This window comes from Amycolatopsis acidicola, from assembly GCF_007713735.2.
Classification (GTDB): Bacteria; Actinomycetota; Actinomycetes; order Mycobacteriales; family Pseudonocardiaceae; genus Amycolatopsis_E; species Amycolatopsis_E acidicola.
Map to the genome: position 1 here is coordinate 79707 of NZ_VMNW02000020.1, position 26135 is coordinate 105841.

At 68.0% G+C, this 26135-nt stretch carries 21 protein-coding genes and 3 pseudogenes; 5 read left to right on the forward strand and 19 right to left on the reverse strand.

The genetic code is table 11. From position 1 onward, the window contains the following. Positions 1-27 precede the first annotated feature (27 nt). The 3 genes from FPZ12_RS16460 to FPZ12_RS16470 form a co-directional block, all read right to left on the reverse strand. Positions 28-864 (reverse strand): carbohydrate ABC transporter permease, encoded by an 837-nt coding sequence (locus FPZ12_RS16460; protein WP_144748088.1) that lies wholly within the window; start codon positions 862-864, stop codon positions 28-30. Further along, entirely contained in the window at positions 864-1718 is an 855-nt protein-coding gene (locus FPZ12_RS16465) for a carbohydrate ABC transporter permease (RefSeq protein ID WP_166462781.1), read from the reverse strand. Before FPZ12_RS16465 ends, FPZ12_RS16460 begins: the two co-directional genes overlap by 1 nt. A 132-nt stretch (positions 1719-1850) precedes the next feature. Further along, positions 1851-3263 carry an ABC transporter substrate-binding protein gene (locus FPZ12_RS16470; protein WP_144748090.1) on the reverse strand — a complete coding sequence of 471 codons (1413 nt, stop codon included), beginning with the start codon at positions 3261-3263 and terminating at the stop codon, positions 1851-1853. A 159-nt stretch (positions 3264-3422) separates the two neighbouring features. On the opposite strand from FPZ12_RS16470, the gene FPZ12_RS16475 reads away from it, so the two are divergent. Both FPZ12_RS16475 and FPZ12_RS16480 read left to right on the forward strand, forming a co-directional pair. Next, on the forward strand, positions 3423-5093 hold the full coding sequence (locus FPZ12_RS16475; protein ID WP_144748091.1) for a CocE/NonD family hydrolase: 1671 nt from the start codon (positions 3423-3425) through the stop codon (positions 5091-5093). A gap of 28 nt (positions 5094-5121) precedes the next feature. After that, positions 5122-6627, forward strand: a complete 1506-nt coding sequence (locus FPZ12_RS16480) for a GMC oxidoreductase (RefSeq protein ID WP_144748092.1) — start codon at positions 5122-5124, stop codon at positions 6625-6627. Between the two features lie 504 nt (positions 6628-7131). On the opposite strand, the pseudogene FPZ12_RS47100 reads toward FPZ12_RS16480, so the two are convergent. From FPZ12_RS47100 to FPZ12_RS16510, 6 genes and pseudogenes are all read right to left on the reverse strand, one after another. After that, positions 7132-7621 (reverse strand): annotated as a pseudogene (locus FPZ12_RS47100) (helix-turn-helix domain-containing protein); the annotation flags it as partial. A gap of 119 nt (positions 7622-7740) precedes the next feature. Beyond that, complete coding sequence (locus FPZ12_RS16490) at positions 7741-9624, reverse strand: acyl-CoA synthetase (protein ID WP_144748094.1); 1884 nt, start codon at positions 9622-9624, stop codon at positions 7741-7743. After that, a complete protein-coding gene (locus tag FPZ12_RS16495; protein ID WP_144748095.1) occupies positions 9621-10559 on the reverse strand; it encodes a fumarylacetoacetate hydrolase family protein in 939 nt (312 codons plus the stop codon). The genes FPZ12_RS16490 and FPZ12_RS16495 overlap by 4 nt, the downstream gene beginning before the upstream one ends. Continuing rightward, positions 10556-11689 (reverse strand): VOC family protein, encoded by a 1134-nt coding sequence (locus tag FPZ12_RS16500; RefSeq protein ID WP_144748096.1) that lies wholly within the window; start codon positions 11687-11689, stop codon positions 10556-10558. The genes FPZ12_RS16495 and FPZ12_RS16500 overlap by 4 nt, the downstream gene beginning before the upstream one ends. A gap of 20 nt (positions 11690-11709) precedes the next feature. After that, the gene (locus FPZ12_RS16505) at positions 11710-12084 is read right to left on the reverse strand and encodes a DoxX family protein (RefSeq protein ID WP_144748097.1); all 375 of its coding nucleotides are present in this window, start codon (positions 12082-12084) and stop codon (positions 11710-11712) included. 14 nt (positions 12085-12098) lie between these two features. Beyond that, a complete protein-coding gene (locus tag FPZ12_RS16510) occupies positions 12099-13811 on the reverse strand; it encodes an FAD-dependent monooxygenase (RefSeq protein ID WP_166462782.1) in 1713 nt (570 codons plus the stop codon). Positions 13812-13943: 132 nt separating this feature from the next. Between FPZ12_RS16510 and FPZ12_RS16515 the strand changes: the two genes are divergently transcribed. Beyond that, a complete protein-coding gene (locus FPZ12_RS16515) occupies positions 13944-14552 on the forward strand; it encodes a TetR/AcrR family transcriptional regulator (protein ID WP_144748099.1) in 609 nt (202 codons plus the stop codon). 9 nt (positions 14553-14561) lie between these two features. On the opposite strand, the gene FPZ12_RS16520 is transcribed toward FPZ12_RS16515, so the two are convergent. Continuing rightward, positions 14562-15533 carry an amidohydrolase family protein gene (locus FPZ12_RS16520; RefSeq protein ID WP_144748100.1) on the reverse strand — a complete coding sequence of 324 codons (972 nt, stop codon included), beginning with the start codon at positions 15531-15533 and terminating at the stop codon, positions 14562-14564. A 28-nt stretch (positions 15534-15561) separates the two neighbouring features. Further along, positions 15562-16326, reverse strand: coding sequence for a hypothetical protein (locus FPZ12_RS16525; protein ID WP_208025870.1), 765 nt, complete (start codon positions 16324-16326; stop codon positions 15562-15564). A 141-nt stretch (positions 16327-16467) separates the two neighbouring features. On the opposite strand from FPZ12_RS16525, the gene FPZ12_RS46025 reads away from it, so the two are divergent. Further along, positions 16468-16617, forward strand: coding sequence for a hypothetical protein (locus tag FPZ12_RS46025; RefSeq protein ID WP_208025871.1), 150 nt, complete (start codon positions 16468-16470; stop codon positions 16615-16617). 160 nt (positions 16618-16777) lie between these two features. Then, positions 16778-16885: pseudogene (locus tag FPZ12_RS46425) on the forward strand (hypothetical protein); the annotation flags it as partial. Positions 16886-17039: 154 nt separating this feature from the next. Here the strand turns inward: FPZ12_RS46425 and FPZ12_RS16540 are convergent. The 8 genes and pseudogenes from FPZ12_RS16540 to FPZ12_RS16575 all read right to left on the reverse strand — a co-directional run. Beyond that, positions 17040-17396: pseudogene (locus FPZ12_RS16540) on the reverse strand (GntR family transcriptional regulator); the annotation flags it as partial. Further along, positions 17393-18583: an L-dopachrome tautomerase-related protein gene (locus FPZ12_RS16545; RefSeq protein ID WP_144748102.1), complete on the reverse strand. Its 1191-nt coding sequence runs from the start codon at positions 18581-18583 to the stop codon at positions 17393-17395. The pseudogene FPZ12_RS16540 and the gene FPZ12_RS16545, both read right to left, overlap by 4 nt. A 21-nt stretch (positions 18584-18604) precedes the next feature. Then, complete coding sequence (locus FPZ12_RS16550; RefSeq protein WP_144748103.1) at positions 18605-19627, reverse strand: LLM class flavin-dependent oxidoreductase; 1023 nt, start codon at positions 19625-19627, stop codon at positions 18605-18607. Between the two features lie 15 nt (positions 19628-19642). Then, positions 19643-21256, reverse strand: a complete 1614-nt coding sequence (locus FPZ12_RS16555; protein ID WP_144748104.1) for a thiamine pyrophosphate-binding protein — start codon at positions 21254-21256, stop codon at positions 19643-19645. Beyond that, positions 21253-22002 (reverse strand): SDR family NAD(P)-dependent oxidoreductase, encoded by a 750-nt coding sequence (locus FPZ12_RS16560; RefSeq protein ID WP_144748105.1) that lies wholly within the window; start codon positions 22000-22002, stop codon positions 21253-21255. Before FPZ12_RS16560 ends, FPZ12_RS16555 begins: the two co-directional genes overlap by 4 nt. Before the next feature lie 13 nt (positions 22003-22015). Beyond that, positions 22016-23149 carry an ABC transporter ATP-binding protein gene (locus FPZ12_RS16565; protein ID WP_144748106.1) on the reverse strand — a complete coding sequence of 378 codons (1134 nt, stop codon included), beginning with the start codon at positions 23147-23149 and terminating at the stop codon, positions 22016-22018. Further along, entirely contained in the window at positions 23146-24888 is a 1743-nt protein-coding gene (locus FPZ12_RS16570; protein WP_144748107.1) for an ABC transporter permease, read from the reverse strand. The genes FPZ12_RS16565 and FPZ12_RS16570 overlap by 4 nt, the downstream gene beginning before the upstream one ends. Next, complete coding sequence (locus FPZ12_RS16575; RefSeq protein WP_144748108.1) at positions 24885-26009, reverse strand: ABC transporter substrate-binding protein; 1125 nt, start codon at positions 26007-26009, stop codon at positions 24885-24887. Before FPZ12_RS16575 ends, FPZ12_RS16570 begins: the two co-directional genes overlap by 4 nt. Between the last annotated feature and the right edge of the window lie 126 nt (positions 26010-26135).

The window sequence follows — 26135 nt, forward strand, 5'->3', positions numbered from 1 at the left end:
TTTTCGGTGAAGGGCGGAACAGGGCGGTCAGCTCTTGATTCCGCCCGCGAATCCCTGGATGAACTTCTTCTGCGCGATCAGGTAGAACACCAATGCCGGGAGCATCGCGAGTACCACCGCCGCGAAGACGACGTTCCAGTTGGTCATCTGGGTGCCGACGAAGCCGTAGACGACGACGGGAACCGTCGCGTTCGGACTGCCGCTCATGAAGATGAGCGCGTTGAAGAAGTCGTTCCAGACGATGAGCCCGCACATGATCGCCACCGTTCCGGTCGCAGGCGAAAGGAGCGGGAACACGATACGGACGAAGGTGTTGAACCTGCCGGATCCGTCGATCTGCGCCGCTTCCTCGTATTCCCGCGGAACAGACCTGACGAACCCCGAATACAGGAATACGGCCAGTGGCATCAACTGGGCCGAATACAGGATTATCATTCCGACGTGGGTGCCGGCAAGACCGGTCTGGCGCATGATGACGTAGACCGGGATCACACCGAGCTGGGTCGGCAGCAGCACAGCGAGGAAGAAGACGCCACGAACGAGATTGCTCCACCGGCCCATCAGCCGGTCCAGGCTGTAGGCGGTGATCGACCCGAGCGCGATCAGGACGATCAGCGCGCCCACCGTGATGATCGCGCTGTTCAGCAGCCCGAGTGGGATGTTCCGGGTGTCCTGGCCGAGAAACGCCGTGCCGTAAGCACTTCCGGACAGCGGGTTCGGCGGCGCGACCGACGACGACACCAGCGCGTCGTCGTCGGTCTTGAGCGAGATGTTCACCAGGAAGTAGAACGGGATCATCAGGGCGAGCCCGAACACGAAGACCACCGTCTCCAGCGCGAGACTCTTGCGCGTGTATCGGAACATCAGATTTCCTCGGGCTTTCCGCGCAGGAACTTGTACTGCAGGACGGCGAACACGGCGATGAGGATGGTGAGGATCATCGTGATCGCGGCACCGTAGCCGTACTCACCCAGTGAGAAGGTGGTCTTGTACATGAGCGTCGCCAGCGTCTCGGTCGCGCCGTACGGTCCACCGCCGGTCAGCGCGATCACCTGGTCGAAGATGCTCAGACCGCGCACCAGCAGCAGAGTCGAGGCGACGACGATCGTCGGCCGCAACAGCGGCAGCGTGACGTGCACGAGCCTGCGGAGGGCGCTCGCGCCGTCGATCGCGGACGCCTCCTCGATCTCCGGCGGGATCCCGGCCAGGCCCGCGAGATAGATGACCATCGTGAGTCCGATGTGCTGCCACACCAGCACGATGACGACCGCCCAGATCGCCAGGTCCGGGTCACCCAGCCACGCCCTCGTCCACGAACCGAGGCCGAGCCACTCCAGCGCGCCGTTGAGCGGCCCGTCCTGGTCGAAGATGTACAGCCAGACATAGGAAACCGCGAGCGGGCTGAGCACGACCGGCGCGAAAATGAGCGTACGCAGGAAGTGCCGCGTCTTCAGAGTGCGGTTCAGTGCCAGCCCCAGCCCGAACCCGATGATGTTGGTGGCGACGACGTACACGGCCGCCAGGAAGAGCGTCCTGCCCAATGCCGCGAAGGCATCCGGGTCTTCGAAGAAGGTCACGAAGTTGCGGAATCCGACGAAGTCGAACGAGCCGAGACCGCTCCAGTTGGTGAAGGCGAAGAAGGCACCGAAAAGAAAAGCGACGTAGACGAAACCGAGCACCAGGAGCAACGCCGGGGCCGTCCACCACCAGCTCGCCATCTGACGACGGTTGTACCTTCGGGTCACGCGGGACCGGGCTCCGAGGCCGGTGCCGGCCTCGGAGACGGCGCCGCGATCCGCGAGTTCAGCTTGGCTGGACATCATCTTTTCGCCAATCGCGAGGAGGACCGGCTACCTGCCGTCCCAGGCCGAATCGAGTTGCTTCGCCAGCTCCTCGGGGCTGACCTGTCCGGTCATGAGTCCTTGAACCCCCTCCCCGAGTTTCTGGTACACGTTTCCGTTCGGCCAGGAGAAGCTGGGCAGCGGCCCCGACTTCGCGGGATTCGTCAGCAGGGCGGAAATTTCGCTGAACGCCGCCGGGACTTGGGCGCCATGGAGAGTGGTCTCCAGCGAAACGTTTCCCGCCCAGTTCGCGAACTGATTGCGGATGTCCACGGTCGAAAAATCCTGCAGGACACTGATCGCCTGTTCCTTGTGCTTGCTCCCGGCATTGACGGCGAAAGCGTCGGACGGCGATGCGAACACGTATTCCTGGCCGGCGGTGTCGGGCGGGAAGGCGGTGAACTGGTACGTGTTCTTCGAGTCCGCCGTCTGTAAGCTCGCCGCCACAGCCGAGGGACCGAACATGCCGAGTGTGCGGCCAGAGGCGACGCTCTGGAAGATCTGGGGCCCACCGGCGCCTTCGGCACCGCTCTGCATGCAGTCGTTCTCGTACATCTGCCGGATGACCTGGAAAGTCCTGATCCACCCTGGGGTACCGGCGAACGTCGTCTTGCCGGCCGCGCGGTCGTCGTTCCACGCCGGGTTCTGGGCGTAGACCCGGCTCGCCGCGATCTCGAGACCGACGAATCCGGCGTTCGCCGGGAAGGCGCCCGCGACGTTCAGCATCGCGGTCTTCGCGGAGCGGGCGGCACCACAACTGGCGAGGAACTCGTCATAGGTGTCCGGAATGGCGAGGCCGGCCTTGCCGAGTGCCGTCTTGTTGACCGTGAGCGGCACGACGACCGTGTCCAGCGGAATCGCGAAAAGCTTGTTCCCCGAATAGAACAGCGACTTGCTGCTGTCCGGGATCGACGATGTCGCCCACGGTTTGTCGGCGAGATCGACCAGATACCCTTTCCCGGCGTACAAACCCAGCGAGTTGGTGTTCCCCGTCCCCGGCGAACCGTAAATGATGTCGGGCGCGTTCCCTGCCTGCAGCTGCGTGGTCAGGACCGTGCCCAATTGATCGGACGGGTATTCGACGGTCTTCAGCTTCACGTCGGGGTGCAGCTTCTGGACCGCGTCCACGAGTTTTGTGTAGTAGTCGCTGCCACCGTCCTGCGACTGGATGGCGATGGTGAGCTGGACTTTCCCGTCGGCATCGTCGCTCCCGCAGCCCGCGAGGGCGAAGACCGAAGCGACGGTGAGACCGATGGCGATGGCTGCCCGACGCGCACGGGCCAGGGACTGGAGATTCATGGTGTCAAGACCTCTCGGGACTTCGTTGTCACCAGCAGCAGAAGCTGTCTTGATGGGGTCGACTCGGATGAGTATCACACCACTTTCGCTTATACGCAACGTAAGTTGTCGATCCTCAACCACTCCTCGTCGCACCCACTCGAAAAGTTAGCAGGTCAAGGCTCCGAATGGCTGACACCGCACATCACGCCGAGCAGGTGACCTCCGGATTTTGATGTACTTTTGCAGCTTCTGGTCATATCCTGCGATCGATCGCTCTTGATCGACACGGGAGAGATGTAGATGAACGCGTCTGACCTGTCCCCCTCCAGCCCGCTGATCATGAAGACCGGCGCCAGCCCGGCCGAACTCGGCTACGCACCCCCGGAACATCGCGAAGTGAGCGAATCCGGAATGCGGATCGACTACGACATCGATGTTCCGATGCGCGACGGCGTCCGCTTGAAAGCCGACATCTTCCGCCCTGAAAAGGGAGACGACTGTCCGGTCATCATCGGCTGGAGCGCATACGGGAAGAACCGGGTGCCGGCGACGTTCTTCGACGGCGCGGACGTCGACCCGTCCTGGATTTCCCCGTATTGCGTCTTCGAGGCGCCTGACCCCGCCTACTGGACGAAACACGGCTACGCCGTCGCGTACCTCGACCCGCGCGGTACGTGGTACTCCGAGGGGCGGATGCGCGGGCACCTGAACATCCATGAAGCCGAGGACATCCACGATTCGATCGAATGGCTGGGGACCCGCGACTGGTCGAACGGGAAAGTCGGCATGGCCGGCGTGTCCTATTTCGCGATCGTGCAATGGTTCGCCGCCGCCACCAAACCTCCCCACCTGGCGGCGATCAGCCCGTGGGAGGGGTTCTCCGACCGGTACCGCGAGGCGGTCTACCACGGCGGGATCTTCGAAAACGGGTTGAACCGGAACTGGTGGACTCGCAACACCCGGTACTCGATGAACGACACGGAGGACGGCCTCCGGATGATCGGCGAGCATCCGCTGTTCGACCGGTACTGGGCCGACAACCGCGCCGACCTCGCCTCGGTCGAGGTGCCGGCCTACGTCGTCGCGAGCTGGTCGGACCAAGGCCTGCACACCCGCGGCACGATCCAGGGCTTCAGCGAGATCGCCTCATCGCTGAAATGGCTCGAAGTGCACGGCCAGAAGAAATGGGAATACCAGTTCCGGCCCGAGAACGTCGACCGGTTGCGGACTTTCTTCGACCACTTCCTGAAGGGAACCTCCGACGAAGTCCTTTCCTGGCCCCGGGTCCGCTGGGAAGTTCGCGAGCGGTTCGGCAAAGCCCAATGGCGCGAAGCGGAAAGCTGGCCGCCGCCCGGAATCTCCTACGAACGCCTTTATCTCGACGCCCGCACCGCGACACTCGGGGCAGAACTTCCCGGAGTGCAGGCGACCGCCACGTACGAGACGTCCGGTGGCGCGCCTGACCGTGTCCTGTTTGAGCACGTGTTCGACAAGGACACCGAACTCACCGGATATTCGGCCGCACACCTGTTCGTGGAAGCACCCGACGCCGACGACCTCGACCTCTTTCTCGCTCTCGACAAAATCACGGCCGACGGCGAGGTGTCGCGCTTCGGATTCTTCTCGATCTTCGATGACGGCCCCGTCGCGCTCGGCTGGCTGCGCGCATCACATCGCGCGCTCGACGAAGCGGCATCGACCCCGTACCGCCCGGTGCACAGCCACACCGCACGCAGCCTCATCACACCGGGCGAAGTCGTCGCTGTCGACGTCGAGATCTGGCCCTCATCGACCTTTTTCGCCCGCGGTGACCGCCTGCGGTTGACGGTGGCGGGCAAGGACACCTTCGCGTACCCGCCCGGCACACATGTAATGGCACACACCGACACGGTCAACATCGGAAGGCATGTCGTGCACACCGGCGGCGACCGCGGCAGTTACCTGATAGTTCCCGTCGCGACGGGTGCCTGACCATGGCGAGTGCTCGAGGAGGAGTCCTGTGACCGGCTTCGACCTGATCGTCATCGGGAGCGGGCCGACGGGTAGCGCGGTGGCCCGCACCGTCGCCGACACCGGCCCGCGGGCCCGCGTCCTCATGGTCGAAGCCGGCCCCCGGCTGGCCGGCACGCTCGGCGGCTCCGTGCGAAATCTCGTGGGAGACGAGCGGACGGCGGCGGAAGCGGCGTCGGAGATTCCCGGCGAACACCCCGAAGCGTCCGGGCCGTTCGCCCGGCCCGGTGCCCGGTCTGGCACTTCCTACATCTCGAACGGCCGCTCCTACGGGAACCCGTTCTCCGGCATGCCCGCGGCGGTCATGTCCGCCAACGTCGGCGGGCTCGGCGTCCACTGGACCGGAGCCTGTCCCCGCCCCGGCGGTTCGGAACGAATCGGTTTCCTCCCGGCCGGGCAGATGAACGACCTGTTCGAAGAAGCCGAACGGCTCCTGCACGTCACCCAGGACGCCTACCCCATGACACAGCTGCGGTCCACAGTGGAGCGCGAGCTGGGAAATGTCTTCGACGAAGGGCGCCCGCGGGACCGGCGTGTGCAGCCGATGCCACTCGCGGCGGAACCAACGCCCTCGGGCCGGCCACGGTGGGTCGGTACCGACACGATCCTCGGCACCCTCGCCCACCGGCATCCACGATTCGAACTCCGGGACTGCACGCTCGCCGAGCGCCTCATCATCAGCGGCGATCGCGTGATCGGCGTGCGGCTTCGCGATCTCCGGACCGGGGACGTCACGAAGGTAACGGCGGACGCTGTGGCGGTGGCAGGCGATCCCTTCCGCACGCCACAGTTGCTGTGGGCGTCCGGAATCCGGCCGGACGCGCTCGGGCGCCACCTCAACGACCAGCCGCAGATCATGTGCGGCATCCACCTCGACCCGGCTCTGCTCGACGGCGAGTTTGCGGCAAGCACGGCGGAGCACGAGCGAGAGATGCTCTCGGGAGTCAGCTGGATTCCCTTCCACGAGCCCGGCTATCCGTTCCACGGCCAGATCATGCAGCGCGAGGCCTCCCCGATGGGCTTCGGCGACACGGCGGACGGGGACGCACGGCCGGTCGTGGGGCTGGGTTGTTTCACCACCAAGGAGATCAGGGCGGAAGACCGGGTCACGTTCTCGGAGACCGAGACGGACGCGTTCGGCATGCCCCGGCCGGTCATCCATTACGAGCTGACCGCTCGCGATCACGCGGCGGTCGACCGCGCGGTCGAGATCGTCCTGGGCCTGGTCTCCCGGATGGGAGAACCGGTCCCCGGCGGAGCACCCACGCTCCAGCCGGCGGGCAGTTCGATCCACTACCAGGGGAGCTACCGCATGTCCGCGGCGGACGACGGCACCGGTGTGGTCGATCCGGAGGGCCGCGTCTGGGGATTCGAAAACCTGTTCCTGGCAGGCAATGGCGTCATCCCCACGGCGACCGCCTGCAACCCGACGCTCACGAGCGTGGCGATCGCGGTGGGATCCGGCAGGGCGATCGCGAAGCAGCTCGAGACCTGAGCGGCCACGCCCGAGCGCCGCCGCACCTCGACGTCCGTCACCGGCATCACTCGAACTACGCAGCGCTTCACTCCTTTGTGGACGCCGGAAAATGACATGGATACCCGTGACGAAGGGGCCGTCGATGCGAGCACGGCTGCCCTGTGCACAAACCCGCCGGCCATTTCCCGGCGCCTTCGGGTCACGGACCGAACCCCGCTGCCTGAGCCAGCGCCGCGGTCGTCGGCTACCAGGTGGCCGGCGCGATCGCGGGCGGCTTCACCCCGTTCATCGCCCCCGCGCTGGTCGTAGTCGGCGGCGGATCCTGGTCCTGGGTCGCGGTATACCTCGGCGTAGGGCTGCGAGATCTCGGCGCTCGTCACGCTCACGATCAAGAGCCCGGCGGCGAACGAGGCGACTCCAAAACATCCCGTCACGCCCCCGAGAGTAGAGGTAGCAGGACAGCATGTTCTGCGAGGCGAAGACCGACGCCACCAGGAGCGCCGCGGCGTAGCAGGCTCGTTAGCCGCGTTTCTTGCCGCAGTTGACCTTTTTGGCTTGCGCGCTGGCGCGGCCGTGGACCCGCCACCGTCTGGGATCCGGCCGACTTTCTTGACATTCACTATGAGCCATGTGACCGGGGTGACGGGCGATGACCGGCCGGGGCGCGCGTCGCTGTGCCCGGCCGGGTCGAGGAGCCGGCGATGGTTGAGCCCTGGTTGCGCCAGGTGCCGGGACGCAGTGCGGACCGGGATCAAGATGCCGCCCGTAGCCAACTCCAGCGCGATCCGGCGCGCGGAGTCCTTACGCTCCCTGCGTAGTCGTTCGATCTCGACCACCACGGGCGCAGGGGTTGCGGTGGGCTGGCGATAGGACGCACGGGGCCGATCGGTAGTCCGGCGTCACCGAACTGCCGGTAGCGGTTGACCCACTTCGACGCGCATTGGCGGGAGATACCCATCTCCGCGGCGACATGACCGATCGGGCCGGACTGGCGCAGGACGCCCCAGCACAAAACCCCTCGTCATGACGGGTCTTGCACTGACTCCCTGAACCTACGCTGCTTGCCCGGCCGGGAAGTGCCCGCGCGCGATGCCACGTCCAGCGTGATCGCCCCCGTCCGGCAGCAGCCGTTCAGGGCGTGTTCCGGATGAGTCGCCAGGGGATCGAGTAGTTGTCCAGGCTTTTGCGCACTGCGTTCTCGTCGATGTCGCCCGGTGTGCGGACGGTGACGGTGATCGATCCATTCTGGACGGTGGCTTCCACGGTGACGGGCAGGTGGGCGAGGTCGTCGGCGAGGGCCCGGCGGGTGGCGTCGGCGCGCAGGGCGAGCTTGTAGGGCTTGCCGACGTCGGTGACCGGCAGTGCATCGAGGATGTGCACGGCTTTGGGCGCGGCCGCGCGTTCGGCCACTTGGCCGGCGGCCCACTGCGCCAGGTCGTCCCCCGTGGCGGGCGTACCCGGAGCGAGGACGACGTAGGCGACGGGGACTTCACCGGACCGGTGATCGGGCCTGCCGACCGCGGCAGCTGCGGTGACCGCGGGGTGGGCCAGCAGCGCGTCCTCGATGGTGACCGGGTCGATGTTGTGGCCACCGCGGATGATGAGGTCCTTGGCCCGTCCGGTGAGGTGGATGAACCCGTCCTCGTCGACGCGGGCGAGGTCGCCGGTGTCGAGCCAGCTGTCGCGCAGCGTGCCGTGGCCGTCGAGCATCGGGCCGTGGTGATCGTGGCCGACGACGTAGCCGGGGAACACCGTGGGCCCGCTGATCACCAGCACCCCAATCTCATCAGGGGCCAGGTCGTGCCAGGTTCCGTCGGCATCCATGCGGACGGCTTTGGCGTGCTGGTAGGGCAGGCGCTGGCCGACTGAGCCGGGCCGCGGTGTGTCCGGGAAGCTGCGGGCGCTGGCGCAGGTGGCTTCGGTGAGCCCGTAGCCTTCGACCAGCGGGATGCCGGTGTGGTCCTCGAACGCCTCGCGTACCGCGGGTGGCAGCGCCGAGGCGCCGACCATGGCGAAGCGCATGCTGGAGATGTCCGCGTCGACCGGGACTTGCGCCAGTGCTGCGTAGACGGTGGGGACCGCGCTCATCGAGGCGACCCGGTAGTGAGCGACGATGCGCCAGAAGTGGGCGTGCAGGGCTGGTTCGCGGTAGCCGAGTGGCCCGGCCCAGACGACGTGCTGGCCGCGCAGCAGGGGCGCGAGCAGGGTGACCACGAGGGCGTTGACGTGGAACAGTGGCAGCGCGGCGAAGATCACCGATTCCGTGTCGAGGAGGGTGATGGCGGCGATCATCCAAGCGTCGGTGACTTCGTTGGCGTGGGTGTGGGCGGCGAGTTTGGGGGTGCCGGTGGTGCCGCCGGTGCGGAATATGGCCGCCAGGTCACTCGCCTGCGGTGCCGGGGCGAGCAGTTGGGCGCTGGGCTGGTCGGCGGCGAGCTCGGCGAGGTAGCCGAGGGTGACGCCGTCGATCTGCGGCAGCGCGGGCGCGGGGCCTGTGGCGCCGGTGGGTTGCAGGACAAGGAGGGTGTCGACGGCGCCTTCGCGAGCGAGCCGCTCACCTGCCTCCCATGACGCTGCGTCCAGTTCGGGCCCGGCCACCACGAGCGCCCGTGCCCCGGAGCGTCGCAGCAATTGTCCGACCTGCTCGGCCGCGAGGCCGGGGTTGATCGGGGCGGCGATCCCGGCTGTCTGTGCCGCGAGCAGGGCGGTGATCAGCTCGGCGCAGTTGGGGGCGAGCAGCCCGACTGCGTCGCGGCGGCCGACGCCCAGGTGGTGCAGCAGGTTCGCTACGCGGTTGACGTCGTCGAGCAGCTGGCCGAAAGTGCGGGTGGCCGGCTCTTGCCAGCCGGTGGCGTCGGGCAGCACCGACAGCGCGGGGCGCTCTGGCCATGTGGTCGCGGCGCGGTGGAGGACGTCGTAGGTGGTCGCGGGCAGTCCGCGTTCGGCGAGCGGGATCGCCTCGATCGTGGCCAGGTCGGCGGGGGCGGCGTAGTACGGCCAGAGCAGGTTGGTCATCGGGCATCACTCACCACGGTGCGTTGGGTGCCCAGGTCGATCGCGCTGTCGTCGGTGGCCACGGTGGCTTCGACGACGTCGCCGTGCTTGAGGTACTTGGGGTTGCCCGCCTGCCGTGTGAAGAACGCCTTCCACTTGACCGCGGCGGGCAGGAGGTTCGCGATCAGCTCGACCGGCTTCGGCGGGGCGGACAGCGCGGTGCCGACCGGGGTGCCGGTGAGCACCAGGTCGCCGGCGTCGAGCTGCTGGAACCGGGTGAGCGCCCGCAGGGCTTCCAACGGCGGGTAGATCATGTCCGCGCGCACGGTGGCGTTCTGCCGCACTTCACCGTTGACGGTCAGCGTCAGCCGGAGGTCGCCGAAGCGGTTGAGTTCGTCGGCGTCCAGGAGGATCAGCGCCGGGCCGGTCGGGGTGAAGGTGGGATAGGACTTCGACTCGTAGAACTGTGTTTTGGGCAGTTGCAGGTCACGGGCGCTGACGTCGTTGGTGACCACCAGTCCGGCCACGTGGTCGGCGAGGTTCGCGGCGGTGAGCGAGGCGCCGACCGGGATCTGCCGGCCGATCACGAGCCCGATCTCGACCTCGTAGTCGAGGAAGCGCACGTGCGGCGGCTTGATGATGTCGGCGTGCGGGCCGCTGATCGAGCCGGAACTCTTGCGGAAGAACGTCAGCGGGACGGTGTCCGGGTTCATCCCGGCGTCGGCCACGTGGGAGCGGAAGTTGGTCATCTGCGCGACGACCCGGCACGGGGCGGTGACCGGTGAGTGGAGTTCCAGGCTGTCCAAGGGAACCGTGGGACCCGTGGCCGCGGCGGCGATGGCGGTGCGGTCGGCCAGCAGTTCGCCCGTGGTCACCGCGGGCGTGTCGATCTTGGTTGCGCCGGCGGGGGTCCGGACCCACCAGGTGTCGGCGGTGCGCAGGATGGAGGTGGTCATGAGCGGGCTACTTTCAGCAGGCCGAGAAGGCGGTTGAGGTTGAACTCGTTGTCCTCGCGCAGCGCGGTCAGCACGGAGCGCAGTTCCCGCAGCGATTCCCTGCCGGGACGCATGCCGAGGAAGTCCTGGGTGACCGCGGGGCCCCACTGGGACAGCCCTGAGGCGGACATCGGCGCCCAGCCGGGCTCGAGGGTGTTGTCGAACAGGTCACCGTCGGAGAAGTGCTCGACCATGAACCCGCCGGGGTCGCGCCAGTAGTCGAAGATCTGGCTGCCCTGGATGTGCCTGCCGATGCCCCACGAGTGCCGGTAGCCGTGCTCGCGCAAGTACTGCCCGCCCGCGGCGAGGGCGTCGAGGTCGGCGACCTGGTAAGCGGAGTGTACGTAGCGGTTAGACGGCCCGAGGGTCAGCGCGAGGGTGTGGTGGTCGGCCGGTTCGCCGCCGCGGTCGCAGCGGATGAAGCTCATCGTCGGACCGCGTTCGCGCTGGCCGGGGAAGTAGAGGAAGTCGCTGACGATCATGCCGAGGTACTCCAGGTACCAGTCCAGGGTCTGCCGGTGGCTGGTTGACTGCAGCACCAGGTGTCCGAGCCGCTGCACCGTGGCGGGTTCGCGGGGCGGTCGTTGGGTGGCGTTGATCCGGTGCGGGTCGTGACCGAAGTTGAAGGTGTGTGCCGGCTGCGCCGGTAGCGCGGACAACGGGTGGGGGTCGGCCACCACCCGTACCCGGAGCCCGCTCGGATCGGGTAGTTCGACCATGCGCCCGCCGATCGTGTCGGGTGGCCGGGTCACCTCCCTGCCGGTCGCGGTGGCCAGCCGCCGCAGGTCGGTCGCCTCGGCGGCACGGAACGCCGGGCCGAGGAATCGTTCCCGCGGCCCGTGCCGGATCACCACGCAGGGGGCGGTGGGGTCACTGCCGCGCAGGTGCAGCTCGCCGGTGGTCCGCAGCGCGGTGACGAACCCGAACGCGTGCGCGAATCGCTCCGCCTTCGCCAGGTCCGGCTTCTCGAATTCCAGCCAGGCGAGGTCGGCGACCTTGATCACCGGGTTGCGGGCCCGGCCGGGGTGTTCACCGGGCTGCCCGCCGTGTTCGCTGTGCAGTCCGGTGTGGACATCGTGGTGCTCATCCATCGTTGGCGCTCCTTCCGGGTTCACAGGGGATAGGGGCCGAACCGGGTCCAGGCGACGGCGGCCGCGAGGACCGCGAGCGTGAGATTGACGGCCGCTTTCGGGTATTCGGACCGCTTGGCGTGGGTGACGATGGCGCCGAGCATGACGACGACGAGCCCGAGCGCGGCGATCGGGGTGAGAATCGGCGCGATTCCTGTCGCGGCAGGGAGGATGACGCCTGCCGCGGCGAGGAGTTCGGCGAGTCCGAGTGGTTTGAGTAGTGGGGCTGGGAAGTCCTGCACCCACTCGCCGAGGGTGTCGATCAGCCGGTCACGCGGCTGGGTCAGCTTGAGGGTTCCCGCGGCGGCGAAGACGACGGCGAGCAGGATCTGGAGTACCCACAGCAGGGCGTTCATGGGGGATGTTCCTCTCAGGTGGCGACGCCGCGAACTCGGTCGATGAGCCGCAGCGGCGAGTCGGGAAGGGTGTCTCCGCGCCAGGCGACGTGCTGGTCAGGCCGGATCAACACAAGGTCGCGCTCGTAGAGGCGGCGCGCGTGGTCGTCGCGGATGTCGACGACCTCGATCGGGACGTTTCGCTCCGCGGCGGCGCCGGTGAGTGATGCGACGTCGGTGCCGGTGAAGCGCAACAGCGTGAAACCGGGGCCGAAGAGGTCGAATATGGCGCGGCCATCGGCGAGAAAAAGGCTCGGCGGGCGGGACCCCGGCCAGGTCGACGGCGTATAGGCGTCGCTGGTCTGGATCGGCGGAGTGCCAGGATCGGGCCAGACGGCAGGCGATTTGTCGTAGCGGTAACCGAATTCGATACCGAGTGCCTCGTTCTCCAGGTTCCCCAGGTCCCGGATTTCGCGGCCGAGCCGGCGGCGGCTGCGCTCACCACGCCAGTTCTCGCTGTGGATCGCCGCCCGGAACGCCGCCATGATCGCGCCGCGGACAACGGTGTGGCGAGCCGCCGCGTCCCGATTGCGCACCGCCACCGGCCTGCGCTCCGCCTCGTACGCGCGCAGCAGCCCTGGCTCACCCCAACCTTGCACCTGGGCGGCCAGTGCCCAGCCCAGCCCGACCGCGTCACCGACGCCGGTGTTCATGCCGTAGCCACCGGTGGGCGTCACCTGGTGCACGGCGTCGCCGGCGAGCCACACTCGGCCGTGGCCGAAGCGCTTGGCGACGTTCAACTGCGGTGTCCAGGCGTTGGCCTGCAGGATGTCACAGGCAACAGGACGTCCGAGACGCTCGAAGAGGAACCGTTCGGGGTCGATTTTCTCCGCGTCGACGCTCATGCCCAGTGGCGCGTGCATGGTCCAGGTGTCGCGATCGTTCTGGGAGATCAAGGTCCATCCCTCGGGCGACTGGATGTGCCAGGCGGTGCCGAAGCGCTCGAAGAATTCCCGCTCGGGTGAGGTGAAATGCACGAGGAAGAACCGGCCGTCCATCGGCCGTTCGCCCAACCCTGCGAGCCGGCGCACGGCCATGCCAGCGGCACGGAGGGGACCCAGTTCCTTGACCAACAGCCGGAGGAGGGGGACGCGGTCGAGTCCGATTCCGAGTCCCTGCCGGGTCCGGCTGCCCGCACCGTCGCATCCCGCGAGGTAGGCGGCCCGGACTCGACGGGTCTCGCCGGTCCGGGTCGACGTGATGACGGCATCGACGCCCGAGTCGTCCTGCGTGAACGACTCGAGGGCCCACCCGTACCGGACCCGGACGTGTCGGCCACGGGACTGCAGCAGCTCCTTGAGCGCCGGCTCCAGGACGACCTGTGAGACACGCATGTTCGGCTCCAACGGCTGCGCGCCGTCGTTGCGGGAACGGATCTCCTCGTAGCGGTCGTCCACACTGGGGTAAGCGAAACGGGCCAGCTCCCACCCTGTCTGCCGGGTCACCCAGGTGACGACGAGTGGATGATCGGCCGGGACCGCCACCTTCCTCAGGTCGCCGGCAACGCCCATCCGCCGGAACAGCTCCATGCTGCGCCCGTTGGTCACGTCCATCTTCGGATGGCGAGTGGTCTCCAGACTGCGCTCGATCAGCAACGCTTCGACACCGTGGTGCTCGAGCTCGAGAGCGAGGGCGAGGCCGACCGGCCCGCCACCGGCGATCAAGACCGGAACCCGCTCCTCGGCCACTGTCTTCCCTGACATGTCCGACCTCCTCCGCTGGATGCCCCTCAATTGAACACACATGTTCAATTGAAGTCAATAGTGTCAGCTATGAGACATCGATGAGCATTGCTGTACTGTCGTGGCCGGAGGTGGTCCGTGAACGCGACGGAGAAAAGGATCAGCGCGGCGGCGATGCGCCTGTTCGCTGAGCGGGGCAGCCTTGACCTGACGATGAGCGATTTGGCGAACGAAGCCCAGGTCGCCCGCGGCACTCTCTACCGCAACGTGCAATCCGTCGAGCACCTGTTCCAGAAGATCCTGGAAGATCTCGCGGTCGAGATCCACGCCAAGAACAAGGGCGCGCTGGACGGCGCGAACGTGCAGGACCCACCGGCGAGGCTCGCCACCGGGATCCGCCTGCTGGTGCGGCAGGCGCACGACAACCCGTCGATGGGCAGGTTTTTCGTCCGTTTTGGACTCACTGACGAATCGCTGCGCGGCATCCTCACCGGACCCCCCATGCGGGATGTCCACACGGGTATCTCCACCGGGCGCTACACCGTCCCGCAGTCGATGGAACTGAGCATCGCCTCTCTCCTGAGCGGCGCGACGGTCAGTGCCATGTGGATGGTCCTGGAAGGTCACCAAGGCTGGCGAGAAGCGGGAAGCTCCGCCGCCGAGCTCGTACTCCGCGCACTCGGAATCGCGGCGGACGAGGCCTCCTCGATTGCCGCGGCCGACCTGCCCGCGCAGCCCGAAGGCTGACTCACCTGGTCAGCCTTTCAGGCGGGGGAAGATTTTCTCGGAGTTGCCTCGGTCGATCGCGGCGCGCTGGTTGTCCTCGAGCGGGTACTGCTCGTAAGTCTTGTTCAGGAATGTCACCGCGGGCGCCGGGGCGAACGGGAAGTCGCTGCCGTACGTGATGTGGTCCGGGTCGGCCACCGCGAGCAGGCTCGGCAGCGCCGCTGGCGACGACGAGAGCGCGATGTCGTAGTAGAACTGGCGCAGCACGGCGAGCTGCCTTGGCACCTGGTGTTTCCGGTCGAGCAGCGTCCAGGCCTGCTGTGCCTTGTTCTTGGTGCTCATCATCGTGAGCAGGATGCGGTAGGAGATGTAAGGCACGAACCCGCCCGCGTGCGCGAGGATCAGCTTGATCCCGGGGTATTTCGCCATGGCCCCGGACAGGATCAGGCTGATCGCGGTGCGGGTGGTGTCGAGCAGGAAGTCCGCGGTGAACGTCGGGATGCCGGGTACTTCCGGGGCGGGCAGCTCGCCAGGATGGACGAACACCGTCGCCTGGCGATCGTGCAGGAACTTCAGCAGGGGCTCGAATCCCGGGTCACCGAGGTAACGGCCGTCGTTGTTGGCCAGCAGCACGATCCCGTCCGCGTTCAGGGTGCCGAGTGCGTATTCGGCTTCGGTGAGCGCTCCCTCGACGTCGGGCAGGGTCAGCGTGGCGAAGAACCCGAACCGGTCGGGCCGGCCGGTGACGACCCCGGCGGTGTACTCGTTGATTTCGCGCGCCCAGCGGCGGGCTTCGGCGGCGTCACCGAAGTAGACACCGGGCGTGGACAACGACAGGATGCCGGTCTGGATACCGTGGCCGTCCATGAACTTCAGCGCGGCCGAGGGCGACCAGGATGGCAGGTCGACGCCGCCGGGCCGGATTCCCTTGTCTCGCATCCACTCCGCGTAATGGGGCGGCACGAGATGCTGGTGTGTGTCGATGCGCCGGGCGCGGCTCATGGTTAGTCGTCCTTTCCGTCGAACAGGGTCATGCCGGAATCAAGGGTGACCAGGGTCGATTGGCCTGGTTGAGCGCGACGAACGCGGAGGCGGCCAGCAACGCGATGGACAGGAAGCCGCCGCTGCCCGCGAAGCCGCGCTTCAGGACGGGGTCGGCGATCACGGTGATGGCGAGTGTGGCCAGTGCGGCGGCGGTAGTACCGGGGATGGCGGGGCGCAGGATGATGCGCCGCGTGGGTTCGCGGACGGTGAGCACGGCGCCGGGGACGGCGCGGGTGACGATGTAGCTGGCCAGTGCCGGCGCCCACGAGGCCGGCGCCGCGAACAGGGTGAGCGCCAGGGTGCCGATCGATGTGTCGCCGGTCGTGGCGGTACTCGGGTCGGCCGCGACGGTCTTGAGGTGTGCGCGTTCGGCGTCGGTGTAGCCGGGCACCTGGTCGCGGCCCTTGTCCGGCTGGGTGGCGAGGTCGTGGGCGCCGTCGTCGACCTCCTTGGCGCCGTTGTCGGGTTGGCCGGCTCCGGTGGCGAGTTTCCGGGCGCCGGTGCTGGCCTGCTGGACCCCGCTGTCGGGCTGGCGTGGGCCGCTGGCTGCGGCGGCGATGCCGGGGGCGAGTTCGGCGGGTTTGCTTGCGAGCTGGGCATTTCCGTCCGCTACCTCGCGGGCTCCGATAGCGAGGGCCTGGATGGAGTCGCGGGCTTCGACGGCGTCGGCGCGGACTGCGGCCTTGGCCGTCGATCCGGCGTCCGCGGACGCGGTCACGCGGGTGTTGCGACAGGCGGGCGTCCTGTTCATGGAGTCGTTCGCCGCGGACGAGACCTGGTACCTGCACAAGGCCGAGTTCCGCGCCCAACCCCTCCGCCAGCCGGAATCCGCAGCTGCACGGCGGCCACCGAAACCCGATTCCACGACGTCCTGGCCGTCATCCTCCAGGACATGCTCGGCCGCCTCGGCATGCGCCTGGCCGTCGACCCGCGCAGTGCAGTCATCACGATCGTCACCCTCTACGAAACCATGCTCGAACGCGCGATCCTCGACGAGCTCCCGCGCCTCGTCGCGGCCCTCATCGCGCCACCCGACGCCTGAGTCGCACCGGCACTGCCGGTTTCACCGGAACGAACCGTCCTTGATGCCGCACTCCCCGAAGCTTACCGTAGTGACCACTCCAGTAACTAGTGGAGTGGTCACTACAGGATGATCTCGGAGGCATCTCGTCGTGACCGGGTACCCGCACTACGGCGTGGCTGTGATCGGCTACGGCCCTACCGGCGTCACCGCGGCCAATCTGCTGGGCGCCGACGGGCTCTCGGTGGCCTGCGTCGACCGCGATGCCACCATCTTCTCCCGCGCTCGCGCGATCTCCACCGACGAGGAAGTCGTCCGCGTCTGGCAGCGGACCGGGCTGGCCGAGCGGCCCCTTGACTTCGTCGACCGCGACGGCCGGGCGCCACCCGCTGGCCGCCGGCGGCGACGATCTCCCGGCGGAGGTCGCGCTCCAGCGAGGCGAAGCCGACACAGTCACCGCGGTCGGCCGCGTCGGCCAAGGTCTTGCCGAGTCCGCGCACCTCGTCGACCTGCGAAACAGAGGCGCGCCGGGCCGCGTATTCGGCACACAGGGGTTCGAGGGCCATCCGGACTTCGGCGATTTCGAGGGCTTCCTCGGCGGGCACGGCCCGCACCCGCACACCGCGCCGCGGCGAGCGCACGACGAGGCCGTCAGAGCGGACGTCGGTCAGCGCGGCCCGGATCACCGCGCGCGTCGTTCCGTAGTGGACCGCGAGATCATCCTCGATCAGTCGCTGGTTCGGGGCGAACTCCCCGCTGGCGATGGCCTCCCGGATCGCCGCCGAGATCGCCTGTCTCAAACCCGCCTCCCGGTCACCGCATCGCCGAGCGCGGTGCCGTCGAAGGTTTCCGGCAACCTCAGGGAGAGGATCTGGAACGGCTGGGTGGTCAGGTCCCTGGGGTTGCCGAACAGTTGCGTGAGCCGGGTTTGCGGGGCGGGGACGTACAGCGTGCGGTCACCACCGATGAACGAGCCGTCGGGGCTGAGGAGGCGGTTGTCGGTGGCCAGGGTGACGATTTTGCCCGACGGCGGTAGGAGGAGGATGCGTTTGTTGTCGATGTCCGACAGGTAGAGGTTTCCCTTCGTGTCGATCGTGCACCCGCCTGAGAGCGGGATGTTCGCCAGCTGCTCGACCTGCCCGGCGAGCGCGTCGTCGGAGACGGACGGGTCACGGAGGATGTCTGTCCTGATGCGACGGAACGGGCCGGTGGGAGCGGCCCAGTAGAGCCAAACCCCGTCCGCGCTCAGCTCGATCATGTCGCTCTTCGGGGTCTTGTGCTTGTTCTGCCCAGAGCCCGCTGCAGCTGATGTGGTCGGCGCCGGGGTTTCCACCGCGAGCATCTCCTTGTGCCCCGACAGGCGGCGCAGGGTTTTGCCCGTGGCCAGGTCGTGGACGATGAGCGCGCCGACGCCCGAGTCGGTCAGGTAGATGACATCACCCGAGATCCGCAGGTCGTTGAGCTGTGCGCCGGCGGGCAGGATGTCGGCGCCGAAACGGAGGACCCGCAGCACGTTCCCGGACTTCGGATCGAGCTGGACCACCTTCTGCGCACCCGGTTTCGGGGTCGACAGTTCCGGCGGTGACGCGTCGGGCCGCAGGCCGCCCTGGTCGACGACCCAGACCGTGTCGTCCGCGAAGATGTGCAGCGAGTTGACGTAGACGAAGGCGTTTTGCCCGTCGTCGCCCGCTTTCCATTCGTTCCAGCCATTGCCGGGGAAGGGCGTCATCGCGCCGTCCGGGCCACGGCGGGCGACCGAGGGCGTCTGCTCGTGGCCCGGAAACCTTGGCAGGCCAAGGAACATCGTGCCGTCGCTGGTGAGCGCGACCTGGTTGGCCATCCACGGCGAAGTGGCGGCGACGGTGAGCGGGAGCTGTGGATCGTTCGTGCTGCCGCTTTCGGCGGTGCTGCTCCGTGCGCAGCCACCGGCCGCGCCGAGGGCGAAAACGCCTGCCGCGTAACCGAATTGACGACGTGTAATCCTCATCGACTACCTTCCGTTCGTGTCTCAGCGGACGCGGGGCAGCACGTCCTCGCCAAAAGTCCGCAGCATCCGCTTCAGCTGCGGCATCCGGCCGCGGTTGGCCAGCCAGATCCGGCGGATGCCGTTGGCCCGAAGTTCGCCGATGCGCTCGATCCAGTCCGCGGCGTCCCCGGCCAAGCCCCATCGCTGCATCGCGAACCCGGTGAGCCCGAGCCGCTCCATCAGCCGTTCGTTGGCGCCACCAGTGCTTTGATGCTCGGCCAGGGTGTAGCCGCGTACGTAGTCGCGGATCGCGGCGTGGAACTCCTCCGGCACCAGCCGGTCTTCGACGCCGTGGCGCATGCTGTGGTGCAGGATCGAGGCCAGCGACGCGCGGACCTGCGCACGCGCCGCCTCCCGATCGTCGTCGAGCGCGCTGCGCACGGTGAACCACGGCTCCGCGCCCCGGCCACCACGCGCGACCCGGTCGAGCGACCAGCTCACGACCTCCGCGGTGACGCCGGTGCCGATGGAAACGGCATCGCCGATCTCGCCGGCCAGCTCCAGCATGCGCGGCCCCTCCGCGCCGATCGAGATGCGAACGGGCGGGCGCGCACCGCCGTAGGCCCGGATTTCCCTGCCCTGGAACGATCCCCGCCCGTTCGCCAGTAGATCACGAACGCACGCGACGTACTCCGTGAGGCGCGCCCGCGTCGCCGGTTTCCGCCCGATGCTGCGCACGGCCGAATCACCGGTCGCGATCTCCATGAACGCCCGCCCGCCGGTCATCGAGTCGAGCGTGGCGAGGAAGGCGGCGGCGATCTGCGGGTCCCGGGTCCACGGGTTCGTCGGGCGCAGGCCGACCAGCGCCCGGGTGGTGCCGAGCGCCAGCAGGGTCGTCCTCGAAACGGCATCGCTGAGCCGGAACCCGGTGTCCCCGATGCCGATCGAGTGCAGGCCGTACCCGTCGGCCATGCGACCGAGCTCGATCAGCTCGTCCGCATGGGCTCGGGTGAAGACCGGCTCGGTGACCGTGAACTGCATCGCGAATTCGACCGGCTCACCCATGCTCAGGCCTGACGCTCATTTCGTGCCCGGCAGCCGCATGTGGCGGCTCAGCACCGCGCGCGACGTGCGCACGTCCACGACCGCGAGCCCGGGCGCGAGCGCGGCCCGCGCCGCCGCGTGACCGTTCTCCGCGGCGATCGTCGCGGAGCGGATGCCGAACACTTCGGCCAGCGCGGCGAGATCCGGCGGTGGCACGATGGCGGCCGCGGCGTCGTCGGTTTCCTCGCGCAGCCGCTGGTATTCGGTGCCCAGCGCTTCGTCGTTGAGGATGAACAACGTCAGGTCCACGCCCGCGCGGGCGGCGGTGTCGAGTTCCTGCGCGTGCATCATGAACCCGGCGTCGCCCTCGAACACCACGGTTTTCCGGCCCGGCGCGCCGAGCGCGACGCCGATGGCGGTGGTGAGGGTCTGCCCGATGGAACCGAATCCCTGGGCCGCGAAGAACCGGCCGTTGCGTGGCGCGTCGGTGAACGCCGCCGCGAACCCGGAGCAGTGCCCGTTGCTGATGACGACGATCGCGTCGTCGGGGATCTCGGTGCTGATCTGGGCGACGGCACGCCGTGGATCGACCGTGCCGGCGGCGATCTGCGGCGCGTAGTCGCGCAAATCTTCTTGCCAGCACTCGGCGGAGGGGCCGACCGGAGTGAACCAGGGCTCCTTCGCCGTGCCGGTGCTGAGTTCCACCAGGCGTGACATGGTGCCCGCCGCGGTGGCGAGCAGGAATTCGCCCTTGCCGGGTTCGTCCACGACCTTCACGACGTGGGCGTCGGCGAACAGGCGTCCGGCCTGGGTGGTGCTGCGCCCCATACTCGCCCCGACCGCGATCACCAGATCGGCCTCGCGCAGCACACGCTCGGCAGCGGGGTGCGACAGTCCGCCGGAGATGCCGAGGTTCAGCTCGTGGCCGTCGAAAAGTCCTTTGGCGGGAAGGGTTGTCGCCAGCGCCGCGCCGAAACGGTCGGCGAGTACCCGCATCGACTCCGCCGCGTCGAAGGCGCCCTTACCCGCGATCAGCACGGGCCGCGACGCCGAAGCGAGCAGCTCCTGAAGTCGTTGCGCGGCCGCCAGGTCATCGACAGTCCTCAAAGGACGTTCGGCGCGCACCCCGGACGACGCCCGCATCGGCGCGGTCAGCAGATCGGCCGCGACGCCGAGCACGACGGGCCGCCGCGCCGACTCGGCGAGGGCGATCGCCTCCGCCAGCACCTCACCCGGATGCTCCCCCGGCTCCATCCGCCGGTAGACCGCCTCGCACGAGGTCACGAACGTTTCCTGATCGAACGTCTGCGCGCCCTGATATCCGGCCGGGGTTTCGGCCGCGATCAGCACGAGCGGCGACCGGTTGCGTGAGGCGACGAGCAGCGACGTGGCGACATGGGTGAGCCCGGGCCCGTGGGTGACCGAGCAGATCCCGGTGCGCCCCGATGACCAGCCGTATCCCTCGGCCATGGCGACCGCCGCGGACTCGTGGCGCACTTCGACGATCTCCACGCCTTCCTTGCGCAGCGCGAGGAACAGGTGCATGTTGCCGTCGCCCATCAGCCCGAACACGTGCGTGCAGCCGGTGCCCGCGACGGCTTCGGCGAACGCCCGCGCGTGAGTCGGCGCGACTTCGGTGGTGATGCTCAAAACTGGTACCTCCGCAGCCCGCCGTCGACGGGGATGACCGTGCCGGTGATGTAGCCGCCCGCCGGGGAGGCGAGGAACGTGACGAGCCTGCCGATGTCCCCGGGTTCGCCGTAGCGGCCGAGCGGGATGTCCTTGACGTGCTCGGCGCGGTCGGCGTCGGTGTAGTTGCGCAGCATCTGCTCGGACAGGATCCGGCCCGGCGCGAGGGAATTCACCGTCACCCCGTCCGGTCCCACCTCCCGCGAGAGGCCCTTCGCCCAGGCGTGCATGGCCGCCTTCGCGCAGAACTCGCCGCTCACACGCGGCGGCTCGGACTTGCCGGTGATGTAGACGATGCGGCCCCAGCCGCGGGAGCGCATCCCGGGCAGGAACCGTTTGGTGAGCTTGCGCTGGGCGGTGAAGTTCAGCGTCATCGCCACCTCCCACTCCTCGTCGGACGCGGTCAGTCCCGACGGGCGCCGCCCGCCCGCGCTGTTGGCCAGGATGTCGACCTGACCGAGCGCGGCTTCCGCTTGTGCGAGAACGGTTTCCTGCTCCGCGTCGTCGGTGACGTCCGCCGCGATGACGGCCGGGCGGGCGAGCCCTTCGGCGACCAGTTCGTCGGCGAACTCGTTGAGCACCGACTCGCGCCGCGCGACAATCGCCAGGCGCACGCCCTCGCGGGCCAGACAGGCCGCGATGCCGCGCCCGATGCCCGCGCTGGCCCCGGTGACCACGGCGCCGCGGTCCTTCAGCTGCAGATCCATGTTTCTCCTCGGCTCACAGGGTTTCGCGGTGCTGCCACGCGGGCGCGGCTCCGCCGTCGTGCGGGCGCACGGTGACTTCGTCGCCTGCCTCGATGCCGCCGGGGCGGCGGGCGAGCTCGACCTTGAACGTCTCTTTTCCGCTGCGGCAGGTGATTTCGGTGCGGTTGCCCAGGTACTCGACCAGGGTGACTTCGGCGGGGATCCCGTCGGCGGACCGGGGTCCGACGACGAGTGCCTCCGGGCGGACCAGGACATCGATGGCGTCGCCCGGCGATGGAGGAACACCGGGTGAAGCGATCGGCACAACCGGGGATCCGTCCACCGTGGTCAGCCGGGCCCCGCCGCTCACGGCTTCGCCCGGCAGCACGTTCACCGGCCCGAGCGCTTCGGCGACGAACCGGTTCACCGGCCGGTCGTAGAGCTCGTCCGGGCTGCCGACCTGCTGGGCGATCCCGTTCCGCATGACGACGACCTTGTCCGACAGCGCGAGCGCCTCGGTGCGGTCGTGCGTGACGTAGAGCATCGTCAGGCCCAGCCGTCGTTGCAGCGCATGGATTTCCGTGCGCATCCGGGTGCGCAGCTCGGTGTCCAGGTTGGACAACGGCTCGTCGAGCAGCAGCAGTTTCGGCCTGGTGACCAGGCCGCGTGCCAGCACGACACGTTGTTGTTGCCCGCCGCTGAGGCCGGTGGCCGGCCGCGGCCCGTAGCCGCTGAGGCCGACGAGTTCGAGCATTTCCTCGGTGCGCTCGGTGATCTCGGCCTTGGGCAGCCGCTGCGCCTTGAGCCCGTAGGCGACGTTCTGGAAAACCGTCATGTGCGGCCACAGCGCATAGGACTGGAAGACCATGTTGACCGAGCGCCGCTCCGCTCGCACGTGCGTTTTCCCCGTCGCCACCACCTTCCCGCCGAGCGAGATCGTGCCGTCGCTGACCCGGTGCAGCCCGGCCACGCACCGCAGCGTGGTGGTCTTGCCGCACCCGCTGGGCCCGAGTAGGGTGACGAACTCGCCCTGTTCAATGGTCAGGTCCAGCCCGGCGACGACCCGGTTGCTGCCGTGATGGGCTTCCAGGTCCCGCACTTCGAGCACGGGCGCGGGACGCCGGTCCTCTTCGGACAGTGTCGTTTTCCGCCGTTCGACGCTGGTCATTTCTTCCTCTCGGCGAGCCGGAACAGGCCGCGCAACACGCCCATGCCGGCGAAGATGACGACGAGCTGCAGCAGTCCCACCGCGGCCGCCTTGGTCAGTGCGCTGCTGGAGTCGTTCCAGGCCACCACGGAAAGCACGCCGGTGTCCGATGTGGACAGGATGACCGCGACGTTGAGCTCCCGCAGGGTCAGCACGAAAATCAGGATGAACGCGCTGAGCACCGACGGCCGGATCAGCGGCACAAGCACCGACCACACCGTCTTCAGCGGCGAGACTCCGCACACCTGCGACGCTTCCTCCAGCGACCGGTCGATCTGCTGGACCCCGTTGGACACCAGCCGGACGGCGTGGGTGATCGAGATGGACACCAGCCCGATCCCGATGAACGGCAGCGTGCCGTAGAGCGGGGTGCCGATCAGCATGAGCAACAGGCCGGTGCCCATCACCAGCCCTGGCACCGCGAGCGGCATCGTGGCCACGTAGGTGAGCGCCCGTGCCGTGCGCACCTTGGCCCGGTCGGCGAGGTACACCACCGCGACCCCGACGAAGATCGACAGAACGGGCACGGCGATCGCCAGCGCGAGGGAGTTCAGCGTCGCGGTCCAGACCTGTGACGTGTCGATCGCATCCCACAGGTTGCTCAGCGACAGGTTCATGTCGGCGATCGTGGGCGCGAGGTACTTCGACAACGCCATCAGCAGCATCGCGATCAGCGGGATCACGAAGGAGATCACCCCGTAGGCCAGGGTCACGACCCAGACCACGGCGGCGGTGACGCGGGAGGGCTTGTTCTTCGTCTCCGTATGCCCGCGCCCGCTCACCGACACGAACTTCGTCTCGTTCCGTACTGAGCGGCCGTAGAGGAAGAGCCCGAGCAGGCACACGATCATCAGCTCGCCGCTGATGGCCGCCGCGAGCGACAGGTCCTGGTTCTCGCTGTAGAGCGCTTTGTAGACGTTCACCGACAGCGGCGTGAACGAACCCGACTGCCCCAGGATCTCCGGCACCGAGAACTCACCGAGCGCGAGAATGCCGACGAACAGCACCGAGGACAGCAAAGACGCGCGCAGCAACGGAAGCACGACGCGGAACGTCGTGTACCCCATGCCGCGCCCGCACAACAGCGACGCCTCCTCCATCCGGCTGTCGATCCGGCTCATCGACGCGGACACGAACAGGTAGGCGTACGGCACGTAGTGCGCGACGAGCACGAACACCATGCCGGGCACGGAAAGGATGTCCGGCTGCAGCCAGCTCGGCACACCCAGCGACTGCAGCGCCTTGTTGATCACCCCGGTTTCCGGGGTGGCGAGCCACACCCAGGCCACCGCGGTCACGAACGGGGCCATGAACATCGAGCCCATGCACAGGTTTTCGCGCAGCCGGGAGCCGCGCAGGTCCAGCCGGACCGTGGTCCACGCCAGCGCGGTCGCGAGCCCGGTGGACAGCACACCCACGAGGAGCGCGAAGCCGACGGACTTGGCCAGCAGGCCGAGCATCTTCCCGGTGGCGAACACCTTCGCCACCGATTCGAGCGTGAACCCGGCGGAGGGATCGGTGGCGTCGGTGGAAAACGCCGCGATCACGATGTAGACGATCGGTCCGGCGATCAGCGCGAGCACCACGACCCACGTGGCCACCAGCAGGAGCAGGTCCTGCGGCGAGCGCGAGCGGCCGGTCACCGCCACGCCCCGGGCCGCGAGCGGCCGGGGCGTGGCGTTCTGCAGGGTCGTGGTCATGACGACACGTGGAACGTCTGGTTCCACTTCTCCACGAAAGACTTCAGCTGGTCACCGGAGAAGCGCTCGTCCCGCTGCCAGTCCACCCACACCTGGTCCGGCGCCTTGTACCACGGCAGTTTCGAGACGAAGGGCCGGTTCTCCTGCCAGCCCTCGATCGTCGAGCGGCCACCGGTCGCGACGCTCATCGCCTGCTGTCCCGCCAGGCTCTCCGACCACTCGTCGAACAACCTCGCCGCCGCCGGATGCGGGGCCTTCGACGGGATCTCCTGATAGAACTGGCTGGCGTTCATCGGCGAGATCGACGCGAACCGCACGGGCGCGCCGCTGGCGGCCAGCGGGCCGAAGATCGCGTCGTCACCGAAGATCGTGGCGCTGTAGGTGCCCGCCGAAACCTGCTGCGAGATCGTCTGGATGCTGGTGGTGACCGCGGGCTGCTGCGCGGCCAGCTTCTCCAGATAACCCCAGCCGTACCGGTCGGCGAGGTTCACCGCGAGATTGGCGTAATAGGCCATCCCCGAACCACCGACGCCCGGGTCGATCAGCACGATCTTGCCCTTCAGCGCCGGATCGAGCAGCCCCTCGTACGGGTCGGCCGCCAACTTGTCCTGAGTGGACTGTGGCACTGTCTTGGTGTTCCAGGCGATCGCGCCGGTCGTCTCGTACAACGGGTACGCGTAGCCGGGAACCGTGCGGTCGGCCGGGAACTGGTTCGCGCTCTGCGGCGTGTACTTCGCGAACCACTTGTTGTCGATGTACTCGTTGACCTGACCCAGGTTCGAGGTCTGGTAAATGTCCGCCTCGACCTTGTTCGCCCGCTGCTGCGTGCTGAACGTCGTCGCCAGCGTCGAAGACGCCTGACGCTGGATGTTGACCTTGACCCCGTACTTCTGTGTGAAGGCGCTCGTCCACTCCTCCACCTCCGACTGCACGATCGGGGTGAAGATGGTCAGCGCCCCCTCCGCCTTGGCGTCGGCCACGAGCTGGTCGAGTGAGCCCGGTGTGGATTCCTTGCTCGCCCAGGGACTCGACGGGGTACTGCTTCCGCACGCGGCGAGCGCCGAAGTCAGCAGGGCCAGCGCCACCGCGCCGTACCGCGCTCGCTGGGAGATTCTCGTCATCGTCGACTGCCTTTCAACTCGGAGCACGCGGAAGTCACTCAATCAACAGCCTTTGCCCCGGTCAACGCAGAGTTGCTGGGGGTGGCGAAAAGCAACGCTAATCACCACCGGGCGATAACGGGAAAC